Below are 11,782 nucleotides of genomic sequence, written 5' to 3'. Positions count from 1 at the left end.
TTGCTTCTTGTGTCTTTCGTCTAGTGTCTTAAATCTAAAATCCTAAAGTCCTCCAGTCATAAAGTCTTAAATCTAAAAAACTAATGCACTCTATCTCCTCTCATCTCCAGATTTTTCATAATTTCCGCTTCCATTTCAAGCCATTCATTCCAGCGTTGTTTTACGTAGTTTTCGGATAAATACTCCTTCGTAAGGTCGATAAAATTAACATAATGTCCTGCCTCTGAAATCATTAACTCATGATAAAATTCTCTGAGACTTTCATCAGAAATCTCCAAAGAAAGTAACCTGAAACGTTCGCAACTACGGGCTTCAATCAAGGCATTCATAAAAAGGCGTTCGCCTAGTTGTTCTTCCCTCGAACCTCCGCGTTTCATGCCTTCATATAATTGATGAACGTATAAATCCTTGCGAGGATTGCCCAGTGATAACCCACGTTTATCTAATTCTTTTATCACCATTCTGAAATGTGCCCATTCTTCCGAAACCACAGGCATCAATACTTCTCTGAGTTTTTCTTTTTCAGGAAACTGAATGATTAATGAAATACATGACGAGGCTGCCTTTTGCTCACAATAGGCGTGGTCTATTAATATCTCTCCAATATTTTTCTCTGCAATATTTACCCAACGTGGGTCAGTTGGAAGTTTTAAGCCCAACATTGTTTTTGTAGCATATTGTTTTTGTTCGTTTGTCATAATGCTTTGGCATTAAGCGATAGGCTGTAAGCTTTAGGCTTGTCTATTAATTGAGTTAGTATTTTTTTCAAACTTACACCTAAAGTCTTCTTGTTCTGGAAACGATGGTAACCAATCCTGTAGCACGAGTTTTCAACTCGTGCATTATTTACTTACGAGTTGAAAACTCGTACTACAACACTTAAACCAACCCTTCAATCCTAAAGTCATGATGTATTGAATCTTCCGTCTAATATCTTGCGTCTTCTAGTCCTAAAGTCCTCCTTCTAATCAAACAACAACCATTGTAAACCAAACCCAAAGGTTCTTCCCATTCCCAAAAAACCTGGGGCAGCATAATAACCATTGCCTAAAAGTCCTTGAGCTACGTTGGCAAATTTCAGAAACAAGCGTACTCTGTTAATCCGCATATCTGCAAATATATCTGCTTGCACATAGCCATTTATCATTTGTTTATCTTGCAAATGAAATTGCTGAATAGCAGGCATATAAGCATCAGCATAATAGTTCGACTTATAATGAAGTTCGACACCTGTATGGATAAAAAGTTTCTTTTTGTAGAGTAAATCAAAGGCTAAACGTGTATTCGCAAAAATCTTCGGTATCCTGATTAAGTCTGGTCCAGTTGTCGTTGTTAAATACAATTGCCCTACTGTCGAGAATCTCCCTTTGTGAAAATCATACCCAAGACCTGCTTTAAAAATAGCAATATCCGAGGTCGCTTGTTTTACAAAAGCTAAGGTATCGTAATAAATATAACTGTTGACCAAATTAATATCAACGCTTGGTCTCAGCGTCAGTTTCCCAAACTTAGGGCTTGCCGAAGCATAAGCGTGGTAGGTTTGCATATTATTGCTAATACCACGGTAGGTCACGAAGGCATTGGTATTTTTGTCCCACCTAAAGCCATCGTTAAAGGTTATTTGTTGTACCAAAGTAGGTGAGGTGGACATCGCCTTTCCTCCTAGGGTCAGCCATTTACCCTGAAACTCAACGTTCAATTTAAAATCACTACCCGTCAGTAAATACTCTACTTCTGCAAAAGCTCGGGTACTGTCCTTGAAATATTGGTTCAACCAAACTCCCAAAAAGTTTTCATTTCTGTTGATGCTATAATTATACAAGGGGTTGCTAAAACTAAAGAATCGCTGACGCAAATGTAAACGATAATTGAACCCTTTATAAAATCCTTTGATACCCGATTTATGCTCAAAAATACTGTACTGACTTTCGTTATAAAGTGAATCCAGTTTCATTTTTTTTGTAACGCTAGTATCAGTAGTATAGCGATAGCCTTTTCCCAAAGTATCATAAGCTATTGGGTAAAATCCGCTTGTCCAGTTGGCCACATAGTCAGGGTCTCTGAATTGTACTTTTCTAGTCTGATAATCTACCACTTGATACACCTGAAAAGCCTTGTATCCTACATATTCATGGTATAAATGGAGGTTATAAAACTTATCTCGCGTAGAGGCATTGTTTACAATAGCGGCATTATTACCTTGTTGTAATATCAAATCATAGCTTCTGCCTTGGGGCAATACGCCACCTTCATCATTAGAATTATGGTCTGATAAATTGGCATAGGCGAGTAACTGGTACTTTTTGTTCTTGGTTTGGTAATTGGTATGCAACATAAAGTCCCAGTGACCAATCGCATTTTTATTGGTTGAAGTAGAACTTGTCACCAATTGCTTATTCGTCACTATTCGCTGTAGGTTGATACTAAAATTCCATAATGAATCTACGTTTCTACTAAACTCAAATTGTAGTAAATCTTGTTCATTACCGCCAGTTACATAGACCAAGTTGGTAAACGGTGAACGGGTATTGAAATATCGTACCTGATTGGGCTTAAAAGCATAAAGGGAATAAGCATCATAACCTAGCATGGTACCTATCTGTTCGGGTTGTTTAAAAAATATAGGACGAATGGCTGTACCAATATTGCCTAGATCTTGGTACAGGTTCCTATTACGCTGAACAAAATTAAAATTGTGCCCTTCACCAAGGGAGGTATCTATTGGGATAAGCTTTTTACGGTTATTGAAAACATCTTCTTCAAAAAAGTATTGGGTAGAAGTAGGGCCATAAATAACTTTTGTAGAGTCATCCACGCCTGCCCTACCAGTAGGACTTTTAGGCTTATCTGTTGTTTTTCCTTGCGGAAAATTATTTGTTGACGAATTTCCCGTACCAAAGGTTGAAGGAATTTGTGCCAATAAGACCTCCGAAAGTAGAAGTCCAAGGAAAGTCAGGATATATCTTTTAAAATTCACAATACAAAATTAAATAAAAAAGGCGAAAGAGGTTCAAGCACATCTACCAACTAAACATCATAAATTGCTAAAAAGCTTGAATAAGGCAATTTAAACTTTATTTTGTTGCCCTACATTCTTCTCAGGATTAAATCATCAAATAATTCATGGCTATTATTTAAGAAATAAATCTCGATTGGTAAATAAAACATCGAAATTGCCTTATTATCAAGGAAGTCTTGAAACTTCACCATATCTTTTTCAGTCATTAAAATACTTTTTTCTGGTTCTTGAATATTATGAAACGTTTCTAGGATTAAGCTAAAATCTTTCTCATTAAAATGATGATGGTCTTTATAGATTAAATGTTCTACTACCTTAAAATTTTGCCTACAATAAGCCTCAAAAGGCTCAGGTCGTGCTATGCCCGACACCAACAAGACTGTTTTGTGACAAGCTCCTTGAATATTTCCATTGATTGCCTGCGGTTTACCATAACGTATCCCTGTAAAAAAAATAGGTGTTTGTTCGGATAAATAAGGCAAAATATTTTCACTGATTTTTTGTTGTGCTAGCACAGACAAATCGTCGGGACATTTACTGACTATCAAAATATCTGCCCTTTTAGCTCCTTGACGGCGTTCTCTGAGCCGTCCTACGGGAAATACATAGTCTTCGTAAATGGGTCTGTTATAATCCATCAATAATATATTTAATGATGGTTTTACGGCCCTATGTTGAAAGGCATCGTCTAGCACTACTAGGTCTGTTTTAGGAAAAATCCTAAAAATATTCGTCAATGCCTTTGCTCTCTTTTCTCCAACAGTAACTTTTAGTACTTGATGAAATTTATGATAAAACTGCATCGGCTCGTCACCAATGGTCTCAGCCGTTGCCAACTCATCAGCTACGATAAACCCTTTGGTTTTTCGTCCATATCCTCTGCTAAGAATGACTATTGCAAAACGATGTTTTAACAACTTTATCAGGTATTCTACATGTGGTGTCTTACCTGTTCCTCCAACTGTTAAATTCCCAATATTGATAACAGGTTTTTCAAATTGGCTGACTTTAAAAAACAGATGATTGTCGTAACAGAAATTACGGCAATCGGTAATGAAACCATACAACCATGTAAAAGGAAAAAGAAAAAAACGCATAGATTTTTTGTTTTACCTCACCCTTCCTGCGACTAGGAATATTAAAACCATCATCCCTAGCGAGGGACTTAAGTCCCTCGCTAGGGATGGGTCGAGCAGTAAATGATGTTACAATATATTTACCTTTATAGTTGAAATTACCTTCAAAAAAGGCGTAAAATTTGCCTTGTTCAGAAAAAATAAAAATTTTACACTGTAAAATTCATAAAGAGTTCTGACTTTTTACTAATTTCAAATCCCTTTTAAGATACTTTAACGAAGTACTTATCTCTCGGAAGGTCTATTCATAACCATTAATACACACACAATCAGACGATTAATTGTAAAATAATTGCTGAAATTTATTTATTTCGGCAAAATTCTTATTGCTAAATTCTTTAAAAACAATTGGGCTTACCAGAAAATGAGTCTTAAAGCTGTCTTTGCAAAATATACACTGAATTTTAATTTCGAGGCAGGAACGTCTCGAGGTGTGCTAACGCACAAAGATAGCTACTTCATTAAGATTTTTGACTCCGAAAATCCTACTGTTTTTGGTTTGGGCGAATGTTCACCTTTGAAAGGACTTAGTATCGACGACCGCCCAGATTTTGAATTACAACTACTCGGTATATGCGAAAACTTCAATACCCTTGAATTAGAGGTGTACCCTTGGAACTTGAATATCATCCTAGAACAGGTACTCGAAAAATCATTTCCTTCGGTTGTTTTTGGTTTTGAAACTGCCATGCTCGATTTAATGAATGGTGGTAAACAAAAACCCTTCAACAATGGCTTTGCAAAGGCCGAACGTCAAATAGAAATCAATGGATTGGTTTGGATGGGGAGCAAGGATTTTATGCTTCGCCAAATAGACCAAAAGCTAGCGGCTGGCTATCATACCATCAAAATCAAAGTAGGCGCTATTGATTTTGATAAAGAATGTGAACTGCTGGAATACATCCGCAAACGCTATACAGCTGAACAAATCACCTTGAGGGTAGATGCCAATGGGGCTTTTTCGATAGACGAAGTACTGCCCAAGCTACAGCGTCTGGCTCAATATCAACTACATTCCATTGAGCAACCCATTCGTCATGGCAACGAAGATTTAATGGCTGAACTTTGTCAAGTTACGCCTATTCCAATTGCCCTAGATGAAGAGCTAATCGGTGTACGAGAATACACCGAAAAGTATAAGTTGCTCAAAAAAATAATGCCTCAATACATTATCTTAAAACCTACCTTAGTGGGCGGTTTTCAACAATGCCGAGAATGGATTGAAAATGCTAATCGATTAAAAATTGGGTGGTGGCTTACCTCTGCTTTAGAATCGAACGTAGGCTTGAATGCCATCACCCAATTTACAGCCGAATTCAACAATCCTTTGCCACAAGGCCTTGGTACGGGGCAATTGTACCATAATAATATTGCTTCGCCACTGGAAATTAGTGATGGCAAAATTCTGTATAATCCTCAACAGGCTTGGGATTTAGCCCCCCTTAGCTTTTTGGTTTAGGATTTTTTTGTGATAAATTTTTGTCGATAAATTTGAGATTCAACTAAGTACTTTGCAATTTTGTATTGCATATATCAATTACAAAATTTAATTCAATGAATATTCAGGAACTTGATAAAGAACTTCTTTCTTTGTTTGAAAAACGAATCGCTCTTAGTCAAATGGGTTATGATCACCGTGATTACGACGATGTAGAAGAAGCCCTTCACGATTTAGAAGATGATTTTAATGATAAATACGGTGATTTTTTAGAGAATATTCTTCAAGAAATTCATAAAGAATATTGTCCAGATTCAGACGTATTATTACCAACTGCTTATTTGGCTCGTTCTTTCAAAGAAACTAGCGACGGTGGCATTGAAGTAGGTGCTGACGCTGGCGTAGAAGTAGAACTAGAAGAAAACCCAGTTGCTAATGCAAGATTAATGCTTTTGCCAAGCCCTACCAGAATTGTATTGGTAGTAGGTAAAAAGAAAAAAATTGTATGGTCAGCAGAGGCTGAATAAGCATAGTATTTAACTCTTAAAATATTAAGGTTGTTTATTATAATCGTAGTGGCGAATCAGTTCGCTTCGCTCAAACAGTTAAATCCATTACTGCACTGCGAAAGTAAAATTTAAAGAGCTTTATTTTGTAAGAATTTATTACAAAATTTTATGTGTGTTTTTCTGAAATTCCGCTGTTTGAGCGAAGCGAGTTTCGGAATTTCTTGATTTTCTTTTGTTACTTTTCTTGTATCAAGACAAGAAAAGTAAGGTCTTACAATAGGAAATTTTGTTATCGATACAAACACAATATAGATTTATTATCTTTTGAGGTATCTATTTGAATTTTCCAACAAAGTCTAACAGACATCCGTTGAATAATTAAACCTAAAGGTCTCTGCGAAAGGTATTGCGGAGACCTTTCTGGTTTAGAAATACCAAATAACTATTTAAAAAACTATTGCCTTTCAGAACATCCTACAAATCGTTAAATTGCGTTAACAAATAATAGATTAAATGGAAAGTAAGTTTAGTGCCAATCTCAGAATCCTGAGAAAAAGAAATAAGTTGACATTAGAAGCATTGGGCAAGATACTGGATGTTAGTAAAAGTGCGTTGTCTGACTATGAAAATGGACATACTTTCCCTTCATTAGATGTTTGTGATGCCATTTGTAACTACTTTGGAATAAACCTGGATAATTTACAAAAACTAGATTTTGCGGTTACTTCTGCGGAGGAGCTACAACAAAACCTACTTATCCAATCCAGCAGTGTTCAGAGAGAATCTCCTAGTGATTTTAGTGACCGTAACAAACAGCTAGAGTTTCATAATAAATTACTACATCAGCAAATTGAAGGCCTAGAAGTACAGTTGCAGTTATTAAAACAATTACTCGATAGTAAATCATCTGTAATCACTTCCTTACAGATTCAGATTAAATTGCTTGAAGAAAAAATTAGGGGTTAAGCAAAAAAAAGGTTTAGAGAATCCTCTAAACCCAATTCACACCTTTCTTTAACCAGTTCAAGGTTTTTTCTTCTTCTGAACCTTCCTCGGCTTTAAAATCATAAACCCATTGTGCCATAGGTGGCATCGACATCAGGATTGATTCCGTCCTTCCGTTGGTTTCTAGTCCAAATTTGGTCCCTCTGTCATGCACTAAATTAAATTCTACGTAACGTCCACGACGAAGCATCTGGAAAGTCTTCTCTTCTTCAGTAAAAGGTAAATCTTTGTTCTTTTGCATGAAATGGGTATAAATCGGTGCAAAAGATTCACCAATTGCCTTTACAAAAGCAAACAATTGCTCTTTATTACGGCTCTCGTTAGGCTTCTGATAATCAAAAAATATTCCTCCAATACCTCGTGTTTCATTTCTATGCGTATTAAAGAAATAATCATCCGCCCAAGTCTTGAATTTAGGATAATAAGCCTCGTTATGGTGGTCGCAAACATTCTTTAAGTATTGATGAAACCAAACGGCATCTTCTTCTACTACATAATGTGGGGTAAGGTCTATGCCTCCGCCAAACCAATAGGTTCCGTTAGACATCTGAAAGTACCTCACATTCATGTGAATAATCGGCACTTTAGGGCTATGTGGATGTAATACAATCGATACGCCTGTTGCAAAAAAGTCGACTTTTTCCGTTAAACCCATCGAAGCCAACATTTTCTCGTGGAGGTCTCCCCAAACAGCCGAAAACATTACACCACCCTTTTCGATGACATTTCCTTGTTGAATTACTCTGCTACGTCCGCCACCGCCACCTTCACGTTGCCAGTTGTCTTCATGAAAAGTTGCTTTTCCATCGGCATTTTCCAAGGCAATACAAATCTGATTTTGTAATTCCTTAAAGTATTCCGAGATGCTTTCTTTTGTCATAGTTTTAATTTTTAAAATAAAAACCTTACCCTATCCCACACCTGCTTCTGAGAGAGAATAGAGTGAGGATTCTTAATTCCTACTACTATCTACCTTAGCCTCCCCTTGTCTTATCGGTGCCAGTGAATCAGACTGTACACCATTACTATCAGCACTGGTTGAATCATTTACTGCTGCATATCTTGTCACACAATTGAATGTCTTGCCTACACGCTTAATATCCAGTTTTTCAAAAGGTACGGGATGATAAGCCTCGAGGGTTGGGTCTTTGATTACCTTAGACATATACCGCCCAAACAAAGGCAGTGCCGTCTTGGAACCTTCGCCATACGCCCCACTTCTAAAGTGGATAGAGCGGTCATCACCTCCTACCCATGTACCCGTTACCAAATTACTGGTTAAACCCATATACCAACCATCAGAGTGGTTTGAGGTAGTCCCCGTTTTTCCTGCAAAACGTGATTTATAGCGGTCTTTACCATCAAATAAATCTTTGAACGACCAAAGGTTTTGCGAAGTACCCCCTTGTTCTTCTAATCCTCCTTCTAGCATGTATCTCATCAACTGAGCAGACTCTTTTCTGATAGCTTGATGACGTTCAGGCTCAAAAGTATGAATCGTATTCCCGTTTCTATCTTGAATCTCAACTACTAGCATGGGTTGTGTGTACATTCCTTCGTTCAAGAAGCAACCATACGCACCAACCATTTCAAAGAGGGTAACATCATTTGACCCAAGCCCGATAGAAGGCACAGCCGCCAATGGACTTTTGATACCCATTTTATGGGCATAGTACACGACAGAATCGGGGCCAACTTCGTTGGTAAGCCATGCCGCACACGAGTTGATTGAACGTGCCATAGCTCGCCTCAGCGACATCGTCTGATAAGTAAACCTACCATCTGCATTGTGTGGGCGCCATATTTTTTTCTCGCCTTTCTCTTCTACTTCTATTTCAAAAGGTTCGTCCGTAATCTGTGAGCAAGGGGACATATCTTTAGGACCATCAATAGCAGTAGTATATACAAAGGGCTTGAAAGTAGAACCCGGCTGACGACGTCCTTGATTGACGTGGTCATACTTGAAATACTGAAAATCTAGCCCACCTACCCACGCTTTGATGTGCCCAGTAAAAGGGTCCATACTCATCATACCAGCTTGTAAAAAGCGTTTATAATACACAATAGAATCGTAGGCACTCATCGTCATTTGCTCTTCGCCCGACCCATTTCTTGAATATACCCACATTTTACGCTTTACATTTTTCATGTAATGCCAAATAGAATCTTGGTTGTTCTTGTATTTTACTGCCAACGATTTATAATAGCTTGTACGCTTGGCTACGGTATCGATAAAACCGGGAATCTCGTTTCCTTTTTCATCTGACCAAGGATTTTTACCTGCCCAGTGGTTATCAAAGGTTTTTTGCAAAACCCTCATTCCTTCTTGTAGTGACGATTCTGCATAGATTTGCATCCTTGAATCTACAGTAGTAATAATTTTCAGACCATCTCTATACAAATCTAAATCTACATCACTTGTATCAGCCCATTCTTTCAAAGCCTTGGCTACTGCCGTTTTGAAATAATTACTAGTACCATCATAAGGCGACTCCTCATTAATTTTTAAAGTAATCGGCAATTTTGACAGGGAATCGTAGTTCACTTTGGTTAAATAACCATACTTTAACATTTGCGACAATACTGTATTGCGTCTTTTCAGTGATTTTTCGTAATTTCTTCTTGGATTATATGTATTAGTAGCCTTTTGCATACCTACTAACACCGCAGATTCTTGCACATTTAAGCTATCTGGCGACGTATTGAAATAGGTCTTGGCGGCTACTTTTATCCCATAAGAATTACTTCCAAAATCAACCGTATTCAGATACCATAGAATGATTTCTTCTTTGGTATAATATCTTTCAAGCTTAATAGCCGTTAACCACTCTTTGGTCTTTATAACGAATTTGCCCAACACAGGTACATATCCAAATAAGCCCTTCTTTGAAATACCTTGTTTTTTACGGGTTTTAAAGAGGTTTTTAGCTAATTGTTGCGTGATAGTACTTCCCCCTCCACGTTCGCTAGCGCCTGTAACAATCCCTACAGCTACCCCAAAGACGGCCCTAAAGTCAATTCCAGAATGCTGGTAAAAGCGGGCATCTTCAGTAGCTACCAATGCTTTTACTAAATAAGGCGAAAGGTCTTTATAGTTTTTAACAGGAGTACGGTTTTCTTGAAAGAACTTACCCATCAAAACATTATCTTCTGAGTAAATCTCTGACGACTGCGAAAGTTTAGGATTCTGCAATTCACCTACCGAAGGCATCTCTCCCGTTAGCCACAAAAAGTTTGTTTGGATACAAAAAAGGTAAAACGCACCTGCGAAGACTGTCCACGCAAAAGATTTCCAGAGAGTTTTTATCGGACGATAATAGGTAGACTCTTTATCGAAGCTATGTTTAAAATCTGAAAAATAAGCCTTAATGCTATCAAGGCGTTTGTAAAATGATTGTACTTTTTCTTCACCCAGTATCCCAACCAACAACTTATCTGTTTGAAGCCAAAGCCAATGCAGAGAATTCAATAGAGCTGCTTGAAGAATAACACTAAGATTTTGAATGATTTGTTTTATCTTGTTCATCACGCACTTATTTATCAAACTAAAATAGGTGACAATTTACGACAAAACTTTTAGATTAGGGAGTGAATTAAGATAGAAAATGAAAGCTTTAATGTTAAAAAATTGATTCATACACTAATAAGCGCATGAATCAACTTGATTATTTTGCTTGATTATTTTTTTTCAAATGCCAGCGATAGCGAATTAATACTATAGCGTTTTCCTGTTGGTTTGGGACCATCATCAAAAAGATACCCTAAGTGGGCACCACATTTGCTACAGATTACTTCTTCGTGCGACACCCCTTTACTATCATCTGAGACCACTAATACATTAGTATTACTTATCGGACTCCAGAAAGATGGCCAACCTGTGCCAGCTTCAAATTTAGTATTTGAAGTAAAAATCTCTTGCTTACAACACACACAATGATAAGTTCCTATCTGATGGTTATATACATACTTGCCCGAAAAAGCTTTTTCAGTTCCCTTCTTTCGAGTAATCTGGAATTGCTCAGGTGTTAATGCTTTCTTCCATGCTTCATCCGATTTCTCAATTTCAAACTTTTGAGGCATTCCCTCCTGAGTATAACCTTTGCAGGCCGCTGTAATAACAGCAATGAATAGCGATAATAGTAAATTTTTCATATTAAGATTGTATGTCCCCTGTCTCCGAGAGGGATTTGGTTTAATAAAACATGCCTAGGAGACCCTCAGCTACACTATATTATCATATACGAAAAAAAAAGTATAAAAGTTTTTTTTATTTTATCTCCCTGATAATCAGCATAAATTAATTGTCTGTTATTTTTTTTTGATATTTTTTTTACTTTAAAGTTGCACAAAAAGAAAGAAAGTACTAATTTTGCATCATCAAAAACGAAGAGAGTTGGCAGAGTGGTCGATTGCGGCAGTCTTGAAAACTGTTGACTGTTACAGGTCCGGGGGTTCGAATCCCTCACTCTCTACGAAAGTGCCTTTAGAGCAGTCTAAAGGCACTTTTTTTGTATTTGATAGAAAAGTTGATAGAAATCTACAAAGAGACTATAAAGGGCTCAAGCGGATTTTTTGGGGGATAAAAATTTCAAGCATATATTTTGGCTCAAGTCAAATATTTGGGGGCATCGAATAATTTCTTTTCTTTGCATTGTAAACCAATACTGATTTCCCT

Annotated in this window: 9 protein-coding genes and 1 tRNA gene; 4 read left to right on the top strand and 6 right to left on the bottom strand. The window is 37.2% G+C overall.

Going from position 1 to position 11,782, the window contains the following annotated elements; all coding sequences use genetic code 11:
- Positions 1–80: 80 nt before the first annotated feature.
- The 3 genes from miaE to lpxK form a co-directional block, all read right to left on the bottom strand.
- The gene (gene miaE, locus VB264_RS14960) at positions 81–698 is read right to left on the bottom strand and encodes a tRNA-(ms[2]io[6]A)-hydroxylase (protein WP_323250604.1); all 618 of its coding nucleotides are present in this window, start codon (positions 696–698) and stop codon (positions 81–83) included.
- A 266-nt stretch (positions 699–964) separates the two neighbouring features.
- A complete protein-coding gene (locus tag VB264_RS14955) occupies positions 965–2,977 on the bottom strand; it encodes a putative porin (protein WP_323250603.1) in 2,013 nt (670 codons plus the stop codon).
- Between the two features lie 110 nt (positions 2,978–3,087).
- Positions 3,088–4,116: a tetraacyldisaccharide 4'-kinase gene (gene lpxK / locus VB264_RS14950; protein WP_323250602.1), complete on the bottom strand. Its 1,029-nt coding sequence runs from the start codon at positions 4,114–4,116 to the stop codon at positions 3,088–3,090.
- A gap of 403 nt (positions 4,117–4,519) precedes the next feature.
- Here lpxK and VB264_RS14945 point away from each other — a divergent pair, with 403 nt between their 5' ends.
- The 3 genes from VB264_RS14945 to VB264_RS14935 all read left to right on the top strand — a co-directional run bounded on the left by VB264_RS14945 (position 4,520) and on the right by VB264_RS14935 (position 7,068).
- A complete protein-coding gene (locus tag VB264_RS14945; protein WP_323250601.1) occupies positions 4,520–5,614 on the top strand; it encodes an o-succinylbenzoate synthase in 1,095 nt (364 codons plus the stop codon).
- A gap of 95 nt (positions 5,615–5,709) precedes the next feature.
- Positions 5,710–6,120, top strand: a complete 411-nt coding sequence (locus tag VB264_RS14940; RefSeq protein ID WP_309921394.1) for a hypothetical protein — start codon at positions 5,710–5,712, stop codon at positions 6,118–6,120.
- A 495-nt stretch (positions 6,121–6,615) separates the two neighbouring features.
- Positions 6,616–7,068: a helix-turn-helix transcriptional regulator gene (locus VB264_RS14935; RefSeq protein ID WP_309921397.1), complete on the top strand. Its 453-nt coding sequence runs from the start codon at positions 6,616–6,618 to the stop codon at positions 7,066–7,068.
- A 25-nt stretch (positions 7,069–7,093) separates the two neighbouring features.
- Here the strand turns inward: VB264_RS14935 and hemF are convergent, their stop codons facing one another.
- The 3 genes from hemF to msrB all read right to left on the bottom strand — a co-directional run bounded on the left by hemF (position 7,094) and on the right by msrB (position 11,259).
- Positions 7,094–7,987 (bottom strand): oxygen-dependent coproporphyrinogen oxidase, encoded by an 894-nt coding sequence (hemF, locus tag VB264_RS14930; protein ID WP_323250600.1) that lies wholly within the window; start codon positions 7,985–7,987, stop codon positions 7,094–7,096.
- A 72-nt stretch (positions 7,988–8,059) separates the two neighbouring features.
- Positions 8,060–10,633, bottom strand: a complete 2,574-nt coding sequence (locus VB264_RS14925) for a penicillin-binding protein 1A (RefSeq protein ID WP_323250599.1) — start codon at positions 10,631–10,633, stop codon at positions 8,060–8,062.
- Positions 10,634–10,785: 152 nt separating this feature from the next.
- Positions 10,786–11,259, bottom strand: a complete 474-nt coding sequence (gene msrB / locus VB264_RS14920) for a peptide-methionine (R)-S-oxide reductase MsrB (RefSeq protein WP_323250598.1) — start codon at positions 11,257–11,259, stop codon at positions 10,786–10,788.
- 235 nt (positions 11,260–11,494) lie between these two features.
- Between msrB and VB264_RS14915 the strand changes: the two genes are divergently transcribed.
- A tRNA-Ser gene (locus VB264_RS14915) sits at positions 11,495–11,579 on the top strand.
- The last annotated feature ends 203 nt before the right edge of the window (positions 11,580–11,782 follow it).

Origin of the sequence: Arcicella aquatica, from assembly GCF_034928825.1 — a bacterium.
GTDB lineage: Bacteria > Bacteroidota > Bacteroidia > Cytophagales > Spirosomataceae > Arcicella > Arcicella aquatica.
This window is presented reverse-complemented; position numbering and strand designations above follow the sequence as displayed.